Origin of the sequence: Solibacillus daqui, from assembly GCF_028747805.1 — a bacterium.
Taxonomy (GTDB): domain Bacteria; phylum Bacillota; class Bacilli; order Bacillales_A; family Planococcaceae; genus Solibacillus; species Solibacillus daqui.
The window spans coordinates 578,694-599,418 of record NZ_CP114887.1; the positions used below are offsets into that span (position 1 = coordinate 578,694).

At 37.1% G+C, this 20,725-nt stretch carries 9 protein-coding genes; 6 read left to right on the forward strand and 3 right to left on the reverse strand.

Features of this window, described 5'->3' with window-relative positions:
* Nucleotides 1–125 precede the first annotated feature (125 nt).
* Complete coding sequence (locus tag O7776_RS02790; RefSeq protein ID WP_274309128.1) at nt 126–608, forward strand: IDEAL domain-containing protein; 483 nt, start codon at nt 126–128, stop codon at nt 606–608.
* Nucleotides 609–732: 124 nt separating this feature from the next.
* Here O7776_RS02790 and csaB read toward each other — a convergent pair whose 3' ends face one another.
* The 3 genes from csaB to O7776_RS02805 are packed head-to-tail and all read right to left on the reverse strand — an operon-like array spanning nt 733 to nt 6,055.
* Nucleotides 733–1,812: a polysaccharide pyruvyl transferase CsaB gene (gene csaB, locus O7776_RS02795; protein ID WP_274309129.1), complete on the reverse strand. Its 1,080-nt coding sequence runs from the start codon at nt 1,810–1,812 to the stop codon at nt 733–735.
* The gene (locus tag O7776_RS02800; RefSeq protein ID WP_274309130.1) at nt 1,812–5,318 is read right to left on the reverse strand and encodes a DUF5693 family protein; all 3,507 of its coding nucleotides are present in this window, start codon (nt 5,316–5,318) and stop codon (nt 1,812–1,814) included. The genes csaB and O7776_RS02800 overlap by 1 nt, the downstream gene beginning before the upstream one ends.
* Complete coding sequence (locus O7776_RS02805; protein ID WP_274309131.1) at nt 5,315–6,055, reverse strand: WecB/TagA/CpsF family glycosyltransferase; 741 nt, start codon at nt 6,053–6,055, stop codon at nt 5,315–5,317. Before O7776_RS02805 ends, O7776_RS02800 begins: the two co-directional genes overlap by 4 nt.
* Before the next feature lie 741 nt (nt 6,056–6,796).
* Between O7776_RS02805 and O7776_RS02810 the strand changes: the two genes are divergently transcribed.
* The 5 genes from O7776_RS02810 (at nt 6,797) to O7776_RS02830 (ending at nt 20,394) form a co-directional block, all read left to right on the forward strand.
* Nucleotides 6,797–10,450, forward strand: a complete 3,654-nt coding sequence (locus tag O7776_RS02810) for an S-layer homology domain-containing protein (RefSeq protein ID WP_274309132.1) — start codon at nt 6,797–6,799, stop codon at nt 10,448–10,450.
* A gap of 960 nt (nt 10,451–11,410) precedes the next feature.
* Nucleotides 11,411–11,779 (forward strand): hypothetical protein, encoded by a 369-nt coding sequence (locus O7776_RS02815; protein WP_274309133.1) that lies wholly within the window; start codon nt 11,411–11,413, stop codon nt 11,777–11,779.
* Between the two features lie 54 nt (nt 11,780–11,833).
* On the forward strand, nt 11,834–12,694 hold the full coding sequence (locus O7776_RS02820; protein WP_274309134.1) for a hypothetical protein: 861 nt from the start codon (nt 11,834–11,836) through the stop codon (nt 12,692–12,694).
* A gap of 1,093 nt (nt 12,695–13,787) precedes the next feature.
* Nucleotides 13,788–15,581 carry a bifunctional metallophosphatase/5'-nucleotidase gene (locus tag O7776_RS02825; RefSeq protein WP_274310435.1) on the forward strand — a complete coding sequence of 598 codons (1,794 nt, stop codon included), beginning with the start codon at nt 13,788–13,790 and terminating at the stop codon, nt 15,579–15,581.
* Nucleotides 15,582–15,651: 70 nt separating this feature from the next.
* Nucleotides 15,652–20,394 carry an endonuclease gene (locus tag O7776_RS02830; protein WP_274309135.1) on the forward strand — a complete coding sequence of 1,581 codons (4,743 nt, stop codon included), beginning with the start codon at nt 15,652–15,654 and terminating at the stop codon, nt 20,392–20,394.
* Nucleotides 20,395–20,725: the final 331 nt, after the last annotated feature.

Sequence of the window (20,725 nt, forward strand, 5' to 3'; positions counted from 1 at the left end):
GTATGGGGATACTAAATGCATATAAAAAATTTATCGAATTTTCAAAAATATTTAACCTCGAAATAAGGTCTTTTGGTTAGGATAAAAACGAATGGGAACAAAACGACATCCAAGGAGGAATTCATATGATTCAAGTTCAATTTATGAAACCATTTTATACAAAATTAAATGGTTCAAAACTACGCTTAGTATTTGCCTATCAATACTTTTCAATTACAAAGGACGACGAGATTTTTCATTTCATTCCAATTGAAGGAAAAGAAATGATTGTTGATTTAAATACTTTGCAAGTTGAAAATTTATCAGAAGTATTTGTCTTCCAGCGTGGGAACCGTTTCGTGCGCCTTCCGCTTTATCAACTACTATTAGTATCCAACGTTCACGATCATTTAATGCCGATTATCGATAACGTATCGACACATGTGAAGCCATCACAAGCTGAGGTGCTATATAAATTTGACGAGGAAGTAGAAGGGATTGTGCGCGTATTAGAAGAGGAAAACTTATCTCGTTTGATCGACAACGCACTTGAAGCACGTAATGAAGCATTGTTTCATACTTTAATGGCAAAGAAGGCAAAATTGACTGGAGGCTTCGCCGCATCATGATTGTCAATACGGCTAATTAGCGCCCACTGACGTATAAATTATACGCCAGTGGGCTTTTTTGATTTCAAAAAAAAATCCCATGAAGCTTTTCCTCAAAAATGAAAAGCCCATGGGACCAAAGAAATTATTTACCTGTAAATAGATCCATCGCTAATTGCGCGGTATGTTGTGCTTGTTCATGTAATACGACAATTTGCGTGCGTAACGAAGCTTCGATTGATTCACGTTCTGCTAGCATGTGTTCGGCTTGTTTGAACAAGTCTTTGCCAGTCCAATCATCTTTTTCAACATGTCCAATAGTTGGTTGATTTGCGATATCGGCAAAGGCATCGATTTTTGGGTCATATGAAATGGCGATAAATGGTGTAGTTTGAATCGCGGCAAAAATTAAAGAATGCAGGCGCATCCCAATTAATAAATCCGCGTTGCCAATAATCGCAATTTTTTCTTCGATGGATAAGTTACCAGGTGCGACTAAGCTTTGTTCAGCCATCATTTGTGAAAGCTGAAATGAAGCTTTTTCATCATGTTCATCATGCATCGGAATAAAGACAATTCGCTGACCTGCTTGTGCGAGTAATGATAAGCTATCGACAATTTTTTGTTTGAAGTCCACGTCAGATGGCCAATCACGTACACTTACCGCAATATAGCCACCCTCGAATGCTTGATAGTCTAGCCAGCAGCTTTTGAATTCCGTCGCGTTGAGCCCAATAACGGGGTCAGGGACAATCGACATAGGCTTGTTTACACCGATATCGATTAATAACTGACGAGAAGCTTCATCACGCAGGGTGATTTGGTTGACCTTGTTTAGTGTAAATTTCGTCATCCACTTGCTAAATGCATGATTGATTGGGCCCATCCCTTGTGCATAGACGAAGACAGGTTTTTTATGAAATTTAGCGATCTGCATAATCGCGCAGTAGTAAGGAATGGTTTTCATTCCTGTTTGATCCTGTAGTAAACTACCCCCACCACTAATTAAGCCATCAGCACGCTTTAATACAGCAGATATTTCTTTTAGTTTCCAACGATTCACTGCTTGGACACCGTAAGTAGCTGCTGTGTGCTCTGGATTATTTGATAGCACCGTTATTTTTACAGCAGGCTCTAACTTGCGTAGGGAAGTGATAATTGATAACAAAATAGCTTCATCGCCTACATTATCAAAGCCGAAATAGCCAGAAAGAACGATATGCATTATGACCACCTCGCGATTGCTTTTTTCACTAATTTCGCTAAAACAATATAAATCCCTATAAATACTAACCCAACAACAAAGCCTAACACAACACTATAAAACGTACGTAATAACGAAACATCTAACGGAATGTGTAAGTGTGTAAAGGTATTCATAATTGATAAGAAACCAATTACACCAGGAACTAGTAAAATGCTACCAAGCTTTTTGTTAATCCCCATCACATATAGCGCTAATACAAAGAATGGGAAGCCGATTAAAAATTCCTTCGTACGTGGACGAACATACAGTGTATTTTCTAGCCATTGACGAAGAGCCAGCTCAAGCGCACTTGCTGTACCAGAGTTACCAGTACGCGTAATGTAAAACGCACCCACTGCCGCAATTACAACGAATAATAGAAGATGCCAGTAGCGGACTTCCATGTTCACAAGCTTTACTGAACGAGTAAGCGCATGCTTGTAGCCATTTTCGAAAATATTGTACATTTGCATAATGACAAGAACAATGACACCTGCAATTGGAATTACGTAAACCAATTTAACACCACGGAACGCTTCAATTCCTGTTAAGAAAGGATTGCCGTTTAGTAAACCAACAACGATTGCAATACCTATCGCACTAATCGCAATTGCTTTTACATATTGTACGAGGATGTTACCGATTTTACGCGAACCTTTTGCCGTAGACATTACTGCATAAATAGGTGTTAATACAGCGATAATTAACGCAAAGACTTGAATAAATAGTAAGCGATCTAATAAGAAATACGCCACTGCCAGTAAAATCATCCCCACTGTAGCGACTAAACGTAGCGGATGGCAATTAATAATACTAAACATCATGTACGTAAATAATACACCTGCCAGTAAAATGAATGCCGTAGACCAAGATGGAATCGTTACTTTATCTAATGTAGTCGGCTTGCCTAAAGTGAATGATGAAGGCACGGCTGATTGAATATCTGTTAAGTAATCCGTTGCTAATTCTAGATTTTCTTCAACATCGCCCTTTGTTTTCACATGGTAGAAAATCGATTTAATATTGCGCTCTTTAATTGCACGTACGGTACGTTCTACCATTACTTGGTTTGTTAGATTTGGCTGACGATTAATATCGATACTGTGCAGTCGCACAATGTCGTAATCTGTTTGACGAGCAATCGATTGCTCACCTTTTAGTGGGCCACCTTCGATTAAGTAGAAGAAGTAGCCCGCTTCTTCTAATTTGTCTACAAATTTCGGTTGAGATGTTTGTCCAAATCCGATTGTTTCTTCACCCATACCAAGTAAACCAGATGTAGACTCATTTTTCATCTCTACTAATTGCGATACAATTTTGCCGTTTACTTCATCCGTTTCGGCATTTGTTGCGCGGAAAACATGTAGTAAATTATGCTGTTCAATCGTTTGTAGTGCTTGTTCATCATAGCCAATCGGTGTATCTAAATCATAAAACTCATCTGAGCTTGCTAGGAAGTAGAATGGTTCATCACCAATCTTTGTATTTTCAACGTCGATGGTATCAGTAATCAGCTTTTGATGTTGTTCGTTTTCAGGAATAGAAATATAGAAGCCTGTTTTTTTCACATCCACTTCATCACGATACGGCGTGAAGCGTAGCATAGAAGCTAACTCATTTTCTTCAAAAATAGTCAGCACATTTTGATTTTGTAAATCTTTTAAGCTTAATGGACTTAAGCTAACTGTTGTTAAACCAGCATCCTTCAACTCTGATAGAATATCGTCTACAGATAGCTCACTTTCCATCGATAGCGTTAAAATTTCTTCATATGGAATAATCACTTCATAATTGTGACTGTTTTGCTCGGCATTCCAGCGATTTATAAAGCCAATGGAGCCAGCAAGCAATAAAATAAGAATGGCTGCCCATAGCCATGTACGTTTATTCTTCATAGTAGTACGATTGCCCCCGTTTCTTTCTTTAAGCTGTAGTTTTTTCCCAAGGACAGGGATGCGTTTCAAATCTTCTGGATGAATGGCACGAAGCACCCAAAGTAGCGCAAAGTACACAACGCCGCCAATCGCAATCGCGACGAACACATAACCAAGCGCAAGCATACGCCCAAAGTTTGCTACGTCGAACCACAAAGTAGGGAGCCCAACGATGACTGCCATTATAATAGAAGAAATAATGATTTTTAATATTGTGGCATTGAAAGCCGAGAATGAAATTTTACGTAAAATAAATAGTGTGTTCACAATAAATACAACAGCATACACTATTAAAGTTGACCACGCGGCACCTTCTAAGCCATATTGCTGAATAAGTACGATGTTAAGTACGATTTTTAACGCAACACCTACCAAGATAATATAGGCGGCAAGCTTTGCTTGGTTCATGCCTTGTAAAATCCCAGTACTTACAAGTGTTAATGAAGTAAATACCGCACTCGCATTAATAATAGCAAGCATCGAGCTACCTTCAATATTTGTATAGAGTGCTAAGTTTAGTGGTAACGTTAATGCCAGTAAGCCCATCGCAGCAGGCCATGTAATTAAATGCGTCATTCGGTAAGTTTGCTCGATTACAGAACGTGTACCAGCTACATCATTTTGCGCTAGCTTTTTTGTGATGAGTGGCACAAGCGGTAAAATAATTGACGACGCAAATACCGTAGTAATTTGAACTAACGTAGCACCACGACCATATAGTCCGTATAAGTAGTTAATTTCTTGCTGTGTAGTAATACCGATTTGTTTTAATGAATATGTAGCAGTAAACGAATCAACAAAGTTAAACAATGCCATTGTTACCGAACCTATTGCAATCGGTATCGAAATTTTTAAAATCGTGCCACTCCATTTTGAGAAGTCGCTAGATTGATATTTTTCGTCTGAAGTTACTTTTACAGCAGACCGCTGATATCTCAGACGCAGATAGATTAATGAAGCAAGTGCCCCAATTACAGAGCCGATCATTACACCACCGGCAATTATTTCAGTGGATAGCTCCATTTTTACAAGAACATACGCAGCCACGATAATGAGTACAGCGCGGATAAGCTGTTCTAAAACTTGCGAAATTGCAGTAGGGCGCATATCATCATAGCCTTGGAAAAATCCTCGATAGACTGCCATATAAGGTGCTACTAATAATGTCAATGCTACAACAATAAGGGCAAAGCGTGTTGAGGGCCCCCCAAGCCAATCTGCTAAAACGTGAGAGAAGCTAAAGATAATCGTAAAGCTAAAAAGCCCAAAGCAAATGGCTAATATACTTGCTGTAAGATAAATCTTTTTGACCTGCCCAGCTTCACCTCGCGTATTTGCTTCGGCAATGAGCTTGGAAATCGCGAGTGGAATACCAGCTACTGATAGATACAGTGCCACCATATATACGGGATACACAAGGCTGAAAATACCGAGTACCTCATCGCCCGCGATATTTTGCAGCGGAACACGGAAAATACTGCCTAATATTTTGGAAAGCAATGTAGCAATCGTTAAAATGAGCGTGCTTTTCACTAATGTGGATTGGCTCATTGCTTTTTACCTTGTCCTTTAAATTTAAGTGCAAATACTTTCAAAGCGAATTGTGGAAGCACAAGCGCACGCTTCCAACGGCTAGGCTGTTTTAGGAGGCGATATAGCCATTCTAAATTGAGCTTTTGCCAAACTATCGGTGCACGTTTAACTGTACCAGCGATTACATCAAATGAACCGCCAATCCCCATAAAGACCCCATGTGAAAACTTGTCCATATTTTCAGAGATCCATTTTTCTTGGCGCGGCACACCAAGCGCTACAAAGATGAAATCAGGCTGTAGGGCCGCGGCTTCTTCGGCAATCGTATTGTCATTCCAATCAAAGAACCCATCATGATAGCCAACAACCTCAACATTTGGATAATCACGCTGAATATTGGCCGCTGTTTTTTCAATCGTTTCCTTTTGAGCGCCAAGTAAATAAATTTTGTAATGCTTTTCTTGTCCAATCTTTAAAAGCTCTACCATTGTATCGTAGCCGGTCACACGCCCCGGTAAATCCTCGCCTAGAATGGATGCCGCTTTCACAACACCAATTCCATCTGCGCATATATACGTTGCTTCATTAATATACTGGTTAAGTGTGGCATCTTCATTGGCGCGCATGACAATTTCCGGATTCGCCGTAATGACAAAGGTCTTTTCCTTGTGCTCAGCTCGCTTGGCAAGTAATTTCACAAATCCTTGCTGATCGATATGTAGAAAGGGAACGCCCATAATCTGTACATGTTTCATATTTTTTTGACAACCTTTCTTATTTAAATACAATTAACTGCCCCTTATCATACCACAAATTCTACATGGAAAAAATATGTCACAGGGGGGAAATGGTTAGGTGCAGTTAATCATTTGACGAGGAATCGAAGGGAAGGTTCTTGTGAGCTAAGGTATATAAAAAAAATTGAAAATTAGCGGATTTACAGGAAGAATTTACATTACAATTGCATTACAAGATTGACACTTATATTACTAAAAATAACAAATCGGTAACGTATTTATGATGCTATTTTAAAGTAATTAACCTAAAAAGTTAGTATTTGGTTATACAAAAGAATCAGAATAATAAAATTTTATATTTACAATTTTATTAATTATCTGCCGTATTTTGGTGTTTTATGTTATGAAATGGTTTAAAAAAGCAACGATTCGCCTAAAAATATGCAATATCATAATGCAAACTTTTCCAACATAAGGTATACTAGGTTTTGGATATGCCATAATTAGGGTTAGTAGGATATATTATTATTTTAAACTTTTTGGTAATGTGGAATTATTTAAGAGTCGAAATATATCCTTGTTTTCTAAAATAATAGATGGTATATTATTGAAGTAATTAAATGTGCCAAATTGATACTCTTGTACCAATTTATGCTCATTTACTAAAAAAATCCCTTATTCAGCCGTTAGAGGTAGCTAAAACGCAATGCGTACTATTTCTGGATGGATAAACGGAAAATTTAGGAGGAAAAAAATAAAATGGCAAAATCAAACAAAGGTCGTAAGTTATTTGCGACAACTGCAACTGCTGCATTAGTAGCATCTGCAATCGTACCAGTAGCTTCTGCTGCTCAAATTAATGACTTCAATTCAATTTCATCATACGCTCAAGAAGCGGTACAAGATTTAAACGATCGTGGAGTTATTAAAGGTGACCAAAAAGGGAACTTCAACCCTAAAAACCCAATCACTCGTGCTGAAGCAGCTACAATTTTAGTTGGAGCTTTAGAATTAGAAGGTTCTGGTTCTACTAGCTTCACAGACGTGAAAAAATCTGCTTGGTACTACGAAGCAATCGATGCTGCAGTATCTAACGGAATTTTCCAAGGTCAAGGCGCTGGTAAATTCAACCCATCTGCTAACTTAACTCGTTCTGAAGCGGCAATCATCCTTGTTGATGCTTTCGGTTTAGAAGGTTCTGCTGATCTTTCAGAATTCAAAGACAGCGCTAGCGTTAAATCATGGGCTGAAGAAGCTCTATCAATCGCAGTAGCTAACGGCGTTATGAAAGGCGACAACGGCAACTTAAAACCAAATGCTGCTATTTCTCGTCAAGACTTCGCTGTAATGTACCACCGTACAGAAGCTGCTGAAGGTACTGAAGAAGTATCAGGTTCAGTTAAAGCAATTAACAATACTACTGTAGAAGTAACTTTCGAAGATGCTGTAGCTGATTTATCTGCATTAAACTTCGCAATCGAAGGTTTACAAATTACTAATAAAGCAGTTAAACAAACTGACAAAAAGACTGTAGTATTAACTACTTCAGCTCAAACTGCTGACGTAGAATACACAGTAACAGTTAACAATGAAGCTGTTGGTAAATTCAAAGGTGTTACTGCTGTAATTCCTACAGCTGTTAAAATGCTTACTCCATCTGTACAAGGTACAATTGGTAAAGAAGTAACTGTAAAAGCTCAAGTTGAAGTTCCAGCTGGTCAATCTAAAGCAGGTATCCCAGTAACTTTCAACATCGTTAACGGTACAGTAAACCAATTAAACGAGAAAATTGAAGTTGTTGCTTACACGAACGAAGAAGGTATTGCTTCACACTCTTACACTCGTTACTACAAATACGATGACAATGTTACTGCTTATGCATCTCAAAAATCTTCAGTATTTGCTAATGCTAAAGTTTACTGGGCTCAAGGCTTAACAGTTACAGAAGTTACTTCTGGTAACACATTAGCTAACGGTTCTAAAAAAGTTTACAAAATCAAAACTGATACAACTGTAACTGAAACTTTTGGTACAGCTGCAACTTCTGATGATTACAACTATGTAAACGTAGCATTCTTAGAAAACGTTAACGTTGCTCCAGATAAATTAGTTCGTGGTGTTGAAGTAATTGACACTGGTCTTATTACAAACGCTAGCTACCCATCACAAGTAACTACTGGTGGCGTACAAGTTGTACGTGTAAAAGTGAACGCTAATGGTGAAGGTTCATTCACATTAACAGGTTCTAACGGTACAGTAACACCAATCGTATTCGTTGATGAGTCAACAAATCGCGTTGGTAAATACACTGAAACAGCATTACAATCAGCTGCTCCAGCAGTTAAATTTGAATTAAACCACACATTAGGTTTAACAGTTAAAGCAGAAGGCGTTCAAAATGCTGCTGCAATCAATGTTAATAATGATAAAAACAAAGGTACTGGTGAAGGTGGACGTGATTACACTGTAACTATTACTGATAAAGACGGTAAAGTAGCTCCAGCTGGAACTGTAGCACATGTTACATTCCAAGAAGGTAACTACAGCACAGATAAAAAAGCATATATTTTAGATGCTAATGGTAACCGTGTTGAAGTTAAAAAAGGAACTACTCAAGCAATCGCAGTTACTGGTACAAAAGGTGAAGCAACATTCACTTTAGTAGGTAACCACGATGCATACGCAACTCCTACAGTTTACTTAGAAAACGGTAAAGAAGTTGGTTTAGACAAAGCTGACTTACAAGTTATCGGTGAAGGTACTTACTTCGTAGATGCTGTAATCAAAGACGCTACATTAAAAGTTTTAAATGCTGACGGTAAAGAAGTTAAAACATTACCAAGCTCTCAAGTAGCTACATTTGAATACCAATCTGTTGACCAAAACGGATTTGATTACTTTGCTGGAACTGGATCTTATGAAGTTTCTTACCAAGTAACTGCTCAATTTGCTGATGTAACTGCAGGTGGAAAATTAGTAAAAGCTGGTACAACTGAAACTGTAAAAGTTAACGCTGTAAATGGTAAAGCTGAATTAAAAGTAACTTCAACTAACGTTGCTTCAAACGTATCAGTTCAAGCTTCTGCTTCATTAGTAAGCTTACCAAACCAAACAGCTACTTTAGCATTTACAAAAGGTACTCAAGTTCCTGATGTTTACACAGGTCTAGTATCTTCAATCAATGCTGTTAACAACAAGTTAACATTCGTTGGTGGATTTGACCCAATTACGTATGACACAACAGCATTCAAAAATGAACAAGGTATTACAATTGATGAAGCTACATTTGAATCTACAATTGCAACTGCTCTAGCTGCTGGAAGTGCTGTAAAAGTTTCTGCAGTTAAAAATGCTGATGGTAAATATGTACTTGAAATTGAATCATTAACACACGCTAACAACATTCCTGTTTCTGTAGTTTCTGCAGTTGCAGTTGATAGTGACCGTAACGGTAAAGCAGACCAAGTTCAATTAGTATTCAGCAAACCAGTTGATGCTTCTAAATTAACTGCTCTTGGTGCAGATTTCTCTGTAACTGATGGTACTGTAACTAATGTTGTTGATGGAACAGCAAATGATAATAAAGTAACACTTACATTAGGTACAGAAGCTTCTGACTTATCAGTAGGTACTTTAACTATTACTACTAAAACTGCTGTAGCAGTTGATGGTGCTCCACTAGCTGCAGGTACAATTAATGTTGTTGATGCATCTGCTCAATCTGCTTTAGTTGCTGGAATTTCAACAGCTCCTGGAGTAGTAGTAGATGGTGCTGCTGCTAATAAACAAGTATTAACTGTAACAGCTACTGCTGCTACTTCAACTGGTAATGCTATTGCTACAGTTGCAGGTAATGGTTTCTCTAAAGACATCCACTTTGGTGTAGTTGCTGCAGATACTGATGCACAAGTTGCACAAAAACTTTACAATGCTGTTAAAGATGATGCTACGGTTAAAGCATACTATGATGTTACGTATACAGCTGGTGCAAATACAGTAACGTTTACTAATAAAGTAGCTGGACTTGGTAACGCGGCTGATAAAGTAACTGTAGCAAACCAATTTGCTGCTGCGATCGTATCTACAGTGGCTGCTGGTGCTGATGCTACTAAAGAAGTAACAACTATTGCTAACTTCACAGATGCAGGTGCTGGTGCAACTACTGGAGGTAAACTTGAAGCTACTATTACTAGAGGCGGAGTAGTATTAAAAACTGTTTCAATTGACGTTGCATTAGGAACTACTGGTGCTGCTGCAACTGCTCAACTTTATACTGCATTATATACTGATGCTACAGTTAAAGCATACTATGATGTAGTTTATGATGGAACAAACATCAAACTTACAAATAAAACAGCAGGTGTATTAGCTGGTACTTCTAATGTTACAACTTCTGTAACTGTAACTCCTTAATAAAACTAAACGAAACGTTACTTTATAAGCTAGCTTGCTAGTGAAATAAGTGGAAATGAAAACCCGTGTCTTGTGTTATGCAATACACTGGGTTTTCTTTCTAACTACAATTACCAAATGAAGGGTGAAAATCCTTTCCTTGTAAACAGTCATTCTACAAGTGCCTAATCCTCCTGCATCCAGTGATGTGCTGAATTACACAAAAGGGATGAAGTCAGGTGAAGTCGTACTCAGGTAGACCTGAGGCGGGGTTCTTTAAAAAATTTCTATGGTTAGGCAAACGAATCCATGTAGGCAGGGTAAGTTAGTGTATGGTGCGAAATGAAGCTAGGAGTTCACTGTACATCCCTATAGACGAAATGCTATAGTGGCGATCGATGAATTGACTGTTAAACCGGTCGTTCTTACACCTGGATAGTGGGAACCTAAGGGAATTAAAAAGAGGGATGGAAGTTGTGGAACGTTTGAAGTCTTGTTAGAAGAGGTGTATCAGCACCAGTGATGCTAATAAGATGGCAGCGGGTTCATAGTAGTGTAGATAGCTAGCCGTTTGGACTTGTATGGTAACATACGAGAAGGATAAAACTAGCAGGAGCGAAGGAACCCAGTCAGTAGTGATTCTTGAAGAAACTTATTTCCCCAAGAATTTGTTTCTTACAATTGAATTTACCAAAGAGGCAATCATGTAATGATTGCCTCTTTTTTTGTTTAGAAAGACTTTTTGGGGAAAAATGAGTTTTTGTAGAAAAATGTAGATGGAAGTTTTAAAATGGTTTTTATTTTTAACCTAATTTTAACCTTTAGGTAGTATGCTCATTAATGGGGAATAAGTAGAGTAGAAAATGATTGCTGACGGATCGCCGTGTGCGGTGAAAGCCGCCTGCATGGTGAAGGCTCGTTATAAAACCGAGAGATAGAGAGGGATAAAACGAAAATAGCGTATTTTTACCTGTAACAAATGTGAGTGGAAGTTCAACAGATTTATCACCGGGTGGCGTCAGAAATACAATTACTTGGACAGATACTCAATCATCTGTAGGAACGGTTACTTATACGATAAAACGTAACACAAGCAATAGTTTAGTTGGGGCAACTGTTATACAATCAAACATTGCGAGTGGTACACAACGATGGAATGATGATTCAGTAACACACATGACAACATATTATTATTTCATTGAAGCAACTAATGGTGTGGAAACCGTTGTAACTACAGGTTTTGAGTTATATGCTGTTTGGGATAAGTATGCATTAAATAAAAATTATCAAAATAAACATTTTGCCAGCCTTGTCTTTAATCCGTTAACTGAGTCATTTGACGAGGTGTAAGTATTTGCAAGTAGCCTAATAATTTAGGCTACTTATTTTTAAGAGGTGAAATTAGTGGAAATTTTAAATCTTACTTCAAGTAATTATAGTATGTTTTCATCTTTTTTGAATCCTAATCATTTTAAAAGTTTGCAATTAATAGATGCAAATTTATGGGGAATAGGTTTAGTTGATTATACACGTCCAATAGGTACCCTTATTGCAGACATCAATTTTGATAATAAGTCAGCAGTGATTACACATCTAGTTGTAAATGATGAGGAGAATGCCCATCAATTTATTATGCAACTATATAATGAAGCAAAGAATTATTTTGAAAAGATCGGCTTTTTGTTAACAGAAATAACGATTACTGTGAACAGCAAATCTGATGATTTCATAAATATATTAACCAATCAAGGTTGGAATGGGAATGTACAAGGCATAGACAAATATGTGCTGGATTTTAATCGAATACAGCAAGATGAGTGGTTATGGAATTTAAAAACTCCCACAAATTTATCGGTTGTCCCTTGGAATCAGCGTGTCAATGAAATATTCACAAAAGCAATCTCTAGTAAGAATAAGTTCGATAATCATGTCTATCCTTTTGTTCAGAATCTAGGCGTTATCGATGAAGAATTTAGCTTTGCTTTATTGCATGAGGGGGATATAGTCGGATGGTGCATCGCTGAGAGAGTTGCACAGAACATGATACTTTTACCACATTCCTATGTAAAGCGTTTGCCAGCTACCAGATTGGGAGGAGGGGGGATGTTAGTGTATGCACCCGTTGTCAAAAAGGCAAGAGAAAAGAATATGTTCGTGACATTCTTTACCGATGTAGATAATGCATCTATGCAAAACATTATTAATAGACGCTTTAAAGAATGCATTATACAAAAGAAATTATTAGTTCGTTTAGTAAAAAAATAGGGAAGGTTTCTGTAATTCTTAGAAATAAGTAGAAGTTACATAGCTAGGGGCTGACGAACAACTGTATGTGAAAAATGGATTAACATTACAACTTACATCAGGGAAAAGCATAGAATTTGCTACAGGAAATGGTATGGAAATCATAGCTAATGCAAAGATTACAAATGTTGATTAAAGTGACCTTGCAGGTACATCGGTTGTTAACGATACTATCAGCGGTTATATAAGTGTAGATGCAACTGCTACTGCGAGTATTGTAGGTAAGTAATAAAATACAGTGCACCAGTCGCACAAATGATGCTCACAATTAACTACAATTTCAGAAATGAGGAAGGGCTCTACATGGCTACGGCTGTGTTGGCCTTTTTTTTGCGCCTAGCAGCTTCCACTCATGTCTAAAGCCGTAACAACCCGACTTTCAAATATTTAATATTATTAAGAAGTAATAAGTAGATGCCTTTCATTCCGAATGTGGACTGAAGGGCTATTTTTATTTTGAAGGAGGAGTTTATATGGAAGGGATCTACATGGTATTGCTGTGTAGGACTTTTTTGTGCCATCAGACTCAATGTTACGAACGCATGACGAATAGGTGCAGCCACATTAACTGCTTTAACAGTTAATACCGAAGATTCAGATGTAACAACAGCGGTTGAAGCAAGCTTTAATTTTGAAGGGTTTGATTTTTTCCTCTGTAGCCCCAAAAGCTAGCGTTACGTAAACACAAGAAAATTTAAAATTCGACATAACTTTTACATCTACTTGGATTATTACTTTAATCAATTGGGGAATGTAACAAATTCCAATACGTTAGTTATTACCGAATTATATATATTAAGATATCCATATATTAAATTGATGGAATTGAATTCCCCTATTTTTTACAAAGGTTAATATAAAATAAATATTTAATGAAGTATATTTTCAGATATTTATTTATATATAAGTAATGGGGAAATAAGTTTAGAGTTTTATGACTACTGATGGCACGCCGTATGCGATGAAAGTCGCCTGTCCGGTGTAGGCCCGAAGCGAAAACTGCGGAATAGCAGTATAAGACGGGAATAGCGATAAGAATTTTAAAATGTCATTGATGCATATGAATGACACACATGCAAGTTTAGCAAATGCTGCAAAGACAGTAACAGCAGTAAAGAAAGTGAGAGGGGAAAAACCAGGGGCTCTATTATTACATGCAGGTGATGTATTTACTGGGACATTGTATTTCAACGAATTTAAGGGAAAAGCAGATTTAGAAATTATGAATTTAATGAAGTATGATGCAATGACGTTTGGTAACCATGAGTTTGATTTAGGTTCAACAACGGAAGGGCATCAAGCATTAGTTGATTTCATTAAAGCAGCGAAATTCCCGTTTGTAAGCTCAAATGTTGATTTTACAAAAGATAATAAGTTCAATGGCTTATTCTCGGATTTAAATTCGAGTAAACCTGAAAACGGGAAAATTTATAACGGCATTATTAAAGAAATTAACGGTGAAAAAGTCGGGATTTTTGGGCTAACGACAGCTGAAACAAAAAGCATTTCGAGCCCAGGTAGCATTCAGTTTGAAGATTATATAGCTGAAGCTAAAAAAGCGGTTGCTGCTTTTGAAGGTCAAGGAGTCAATAAAATCATAGCTGTAACACATATTGGCTACGATGATAATGCAGCGATTGACAATGATTTAACTTTAGCGAAACAAGTGGAAGGTATTGATATTATTGTTGGTGGTCACTCGCATACACCGTTAAACAAACCAACAGTGATAGCTGAAGATAAGACACCAACAGTGATTGTACAAGCAAAAGCAAATAATGAATTTTTAGGAACATTGGATGTAGAGTTCGACAAAAATGGTGTAGTTGTAAACCATAAAGGCGAGCTAATTGAGATTGGTAAATTAGCAGAGGACACAGAAGCAAAAGGCATTTTAGCGCCATATAAAGCTAAGGTTGATGAAGTAGCAGCAAAAGAAATTGGTGTCGAGGCAAGTGTAGCTTTAGAAAGCCCACGTACAGATGGTGATAATACAAAGCCAAGTGTTCGTAAAAATGAAACGATTCTTGGAAATTTAATTACTGATGGGATGCTTGCAAAGGCTAAAGATTTTACTGGTAAAAATGTTGTGATGGCACTTCAAAATGGTGGCGGTATTCGTGCATCAATCGATGCGGGTCCGATTACTGTCGGGGAAGTAATTACCGTATTGCCGTTTGGTAACACATTAGCAGTAATGGATGTAACAGGTGTAGAATTAAAAGCTGCATTTGAGCATAGCTTTAGTCTGTATCCAAAAGAGAATGGTGGTTTCTTACATGTAGCTGGTGCAAAGGTGGAGTTCGATTCTTCTAAGCCAGCAGGTCAACGTGTTGTATCCGTTAAATATAAGGATGCGTCAGGTAACTATGTAGAACTTCAAGATGCTGAAACGTATACAGTTGCAACAAATGCCTTTACAGCACAAGGTGGAGACGGCTTTAATATGTTTAAAAAAGCCTATGATGATGGACGAGTAACAGATCTTGGATTATCGGATTGGGAAAACTTGAAAGACCATCTAATTAAAGTGAAAAATTTACCAACAAAGATCGAAGGACGTATTGTAGATGTAGTTTCTAGTAAAATCGTAGAAGTGACTCCTGAAGAATTCAATGGTACAGAAGGAGCTCCAAAAGTCTTTGAAGGAAATATTAGTGTAGATATTTCAAATGTCTCGGAATTAAAAAACGCAGAAATTAAAGGTAACTTAGTGCTATCTGGAACACCTAAGGGAGAATTGAATTTTTCTAATATTAAAGTATTAGGAAATTTAATTTTAACTGATTTAGAAGGAAATATTATAAACTTCGATGGCATTAATGTAGCAGGAGAAACGGTTCTTTAATGAATGAAGACCTTCTTCATAAGGAGAAGGTCTTTATTTTAGCAAATACTTAAAAAGGGGCAAAAAGAGAATGACTAATAATAAATGGAGAAAGTCATTAAATACTTTATTAGCAACAAGTCTAGTAGCGAGTATAGCTGTACCCGCAATGCCTGCATTAGCAAATACTGAAGGACTAGCAGCAGATTTAATTATTTCTGAGTATATTGAAGGATCTGGTAATAACAAGGCTATTGAGCTTTACAATGGAACTGGCGCAACAATTGATTTGAGCCAATATACTTTGGAGTTATATACAAATGGAAGTCCTAATGTTGGGAATAAACAGAATTTAACAGGCGTTTTAGCGCATGGAGAAACGATTATTTTTCATCATAATCAAGCTAATGGTAATTTAAAATCAAAAGGTGGTACTGTATCAACTATAACTAATTTCAATGGTGATGATGCAATCATTCTCAAAAAAGGTGAAGAGGTTGTTGATTCCTTTGGTCAAGTAGGGGTCGATCCGGGAGCATCTTGGGAGGGAAATGGTGTTTCAACTCTTGACAGTACATTAGTTAGAAAGAGCTCAGTAATTTCGGGAGATAAAATTCCAAACGATACATTTGATCCTTCATTAGAGTGGCAGTCATATCCACTAGACACATTTGACCATTTAGGGTCCCACACAATGGAAGTAGGTCAGCCAGAAGAGCCTAAAGTGGCAGTTGTAACAGCATCCACAGCTCCGGGATCAGTTTATCCAGGTACTTCCATTACATTATCTTCTGCAACTGCAGGGGCGACTATCTATTACACAACAGATGGTACAGATCCGACTGTGGATAGTTCTCATTATACTGATCCAATTGTAATCGAAGAAGCGACAACTATTAAAGCAATGGCAGTTGCGGATGGAATGGAAAACAGTGAGGTGCAAACTTTCACCTATACAGTAATTGAGGAAGAGAATACGGGTTCAATTGCTCATGCTAGAGAAAAAGCAATTGGTGAAACAGTTACACTTAAAGGTGTCGTAGCTGCAAAGTTAAAAAACACTATTTCTGTGCAGGATGAAACCGGTGGGATTGCTGTTCGTCCGACTACTTTAGACGTGCAATTAGGAGAAGAAGTAACTTTAACAGGAAAATTGGCAGACTTTAATGGACTTCTACAATTAGATAGTGCATCAATTGTTGAAAAAGGTTCAAACGTCGGCGTACCTCAACCGAAAACTATAACAGGTGATGCGGTCGCTGAAATCAATGAGTCTCAGTTAGTTACGGTTGAAGATATTACACTCACGCTTAGTACAAGTGGAACTGGGTGGAAAAATTATAAAGCAACAGATGCTTCTGGAAAAACGTTTTTAGTTCGCGATGAAAATGACAATCTTAATTTAGCAGTAAATACAAAATATGAATCGATAACAGGTATTGTTCAGCAATTTAATGCTGACTATCAAATTATTCCTCGTAGCGTAGCGGATATTGTTTTAGATAGTACGACGTTGCATCCGGCAATTGCATCTCCTGCTGCAGGAACATATGTAGAGGCACAAACTGTTAGTCTTTCTACTACAACTGCAGGGGCGGAAATTTATTATACACTAGATGGCTCAGAACCGAGTGTAAATTCAACAAAGTATACTGAACCGATTGCTATTAATAAAACTACAACTTTAAAAGCAATTGTAAAATCAGTCGGTGGTACATTAAGTGAAGTTGCTACATTTGACTATAAAATTACAGATAGCCTACAAATCCATGATATTCAAGGTGAAGCGCATAAGTCACCTCTTTTAGGAAATGCAGTAAAAGGTATTCAAGGGATTGTCACATACGCTTATAAAATTGGTAGTAACAATTATTTCCATATGCAAACACCAGATAGTTTAAAAGATGATAATCCAAATACATCTGAAGCTATTATAGTATTTACAGGAAACCAAGTACTTGCTAGTAAAGGTAATTTAGTAAAGGTTTCTGGAAAAGTAGATGAGTTCCAAATTGATGGCTATACAGATACAAAAAGAGACACTGATTTATCCGTAACACAAATTAATGCAAGAACAGATCAAGGCGGAATTATTACTGTAGAACAGTCATCTGTACCATTACCAGCAGCGGTAACAATTAATGCTTCTAATCTTCCAAATGAAGTAATTGATAATGATGGCTTTGCAAAGTTTGATCCAGAAGAAGATGCAATTGATTTCTGGGAGAGCTTAGAAGGGATGCTTGTAGAAGTAGGGTCAGTAAAAGCTGTTTCGCCACAGGAACATGGTGATTTAATTACGGTTCTTGAGGATAGACCAACTGATACAATTCACGGTGGCGTTAAGTTAACGGAGGAGTCAGCAAACCCAGATCGCATTCAATTTAAGTTATTTGACAATAATGCAGCTAGAAATTTTGAAGTTGCCACAGGTGATAAGTTTACAGGCACAATTCAAGGTGTTGTAAACTACGGTTTCCAAAACTATAAAATTTATGCTGATTATGAATATATGAAGGCAAAGCACGAAAAAGGAAGTACAAAGCCTGAAACTACAACAATTGCAAAAGATGAAAAAAAATTAACGATTGCTTCATATAATCTTGAAAACTTCTCAAATAATACGAAAGAAACAACTGACGATAAAGCACGTAAATTAGCTAGAGCTTTTGTACAAGATATGAAAAGCCCTGATATTATTGGCGTAACGGAAGTACAAGATAATAATGGTTCGAGCACGGGTGATTCAAAGGCTGATCAAAGCTATCAGCGCTTAATTAATGCCATTAAGACAGCGGGTGGCCCTGAGTATAAATACTTGAATATAGACCCGGAAAATAATACAGATGGCGGAGCACCAAATGCTAATATTCGTGTAGGATTTTTATACAATCCTGAACGTGTATCGTTGCCAGCTGGTATCCAGGCAGGAGATGCTAAGACAGCAGTTGGTTATGAAAATGGTAGTCTCACGCTAAATCCAGGTCGTATTGATCCGACAAATGCAGCGTTTAATAGTAGTCGTAAGCCTTTAGCGGCACAGTTTACATTCCAGGGTGAGGATGTTATCGTTATCGCAAATCACTGGAATTCAAAATCTGGCGATACACCGTTATTTGGATCTACACAACCACCAGTATACGAAAGTGAAACGCAGCGCAAAAAAATTGCTCAAATCGTATCTGATTTTGTAGAGGGAATTAAAACAAAAAATCTAAATGCCAATATCGTATCATTAGGGGATTTTAATGATTTTGAATTTACGGATGCTTTAAAAATTCATGAAGGTCAATTTATGACGAACATGATTAATAAAGTAGACGAAAAAGATCGATACACATACTTGTTCCAAGGAAATTCACAAGTATTAGACCATATTTTAGTTTCGAATAACTTAGCAGACAAAACAGCAGTTGATATTCTTCATATTAATGCAGACTTTACTGATATGGCAGGTCGTGCAAGTGACCATGATCCAGTAATGGTACAGGTTGATTTGAAAAATGACTCAAGTGTTGAACCAATCGAGGCTGAAAAAGTCTATAACTTTAAGAACTTTAAAACTGACAAGTTAAAGATTACGAAGCCGAGTGTTGCCTTACATTTAGATGCACAATCTGTTATTTCAAATGGTATTTACTTTAATGGTAGTTACATGGAGTTACACGGGGAAGGACTTAAAACAACAGATGTGACGCTAAATCCTGACAAAGCAGGGGCAATTTTGGACCTAAAAGGGAATGCTGTGAAAACACTTACGATTGATGGTCCAAATGTTAAGGAAATTAGAGGGGCTGAAAATCTTGATTTCAAATCGATAAAATATATTAACGGCGCTACTCCTGAACAAATTAAATTTACAAATTCTAAAGGGGATCCCATTGTGGATCCTTCTTTACCTTCTGAAAATAATAAGCCAATCTTAATAAAGCCTCTTGAAAATAAAAATGCAGCTATTGGAGAAGTAATTCAAATTGATTTAACTAATCATTTTTCTGACCCAGATGGTGACGAACTATCATTTACATCTACTAAAGGTACTGTAAATGGTAAAATATTAAACCTTCAATTAGAAGAAGGTACTCATATTGTAGGAGTGACAGCATCGGATGGAAGCAAGAGTATAACTAGTAACTTCAGTGTTACAATTGGTGCTGAAGATTATTATATGAATGCAATGAATAAGGAGGGGCAAGCTTTGAAAACGGCCCTTCATGAAATTATTTCGAAACAGAAAGTACTATCATATAGTGAAGTATGGGATGCGTTAAAGTATACCGATGAAGATCCTAAAAATAATAATAATGTACTTTTATTTTATTCTGGGAAATCAAGATCAAAAAATAGTAACGGTGGGAACGTCGGGGACTGGAACCGTGAGCATACATGGGCAAAATCACATGGGGATTTTGGGACAAGTAATGGTCCCGGTACAGATATTCATCATTTACGCCCAACAGATGTACAAGTAAATGGTTCAAGAGGGAATTTAGATTTTGATAGTGGCGGTAGTCCTGTTGCTGGTTGTGATGGGTGTTTAAAAGATTCTGACTCATTTGAACCACCAAACCTTGTAAAAGGAGATGTTGCAAGAATCCTGTTCTACATGGCAACTCGTTATGAGGTTGGTGATAAGGTTGACCTCGAATTAAATGAAAAAGTTAATAACGGGAAAGCCCCTTATCACGGAAAGTTGTCTGTACTTTTACAATGGCATCAACAAGACCCTGTTGATGAAGTTGAAAAACAAAGGAATGAAAGAATTTATGAAATTCAAGGCAATCGCAATCCATTTATCGATCATCCTGAATGGGTAAAGTTGATTTGGAAGTAACTACTGAAGACGGACAATTATAGAATACAATAATCACTCTACGTAGCTCTGGCTATGTAGGGTGTTTTTAAATATGAAGTAAAAAATGAACTGCCCCCTTTTGATTTAGAATTAGTAGGTAATGCAAATATTGAACAAGTTATTTTAAATTCAGCGATTGAAGTAGCATTAATGATGACGGGAATTGTATATGCTTTAGAGTTAGTATTTTTTTTTTTTTTTTTTATCCGGTGCATGATATTTAAAATTTGAACATAAATCAAAAATTGAACGCAGTTTAAAAAAATGTTGCATTACCGAAAATAGTCAGATAAAATTAAAATAATCAGAA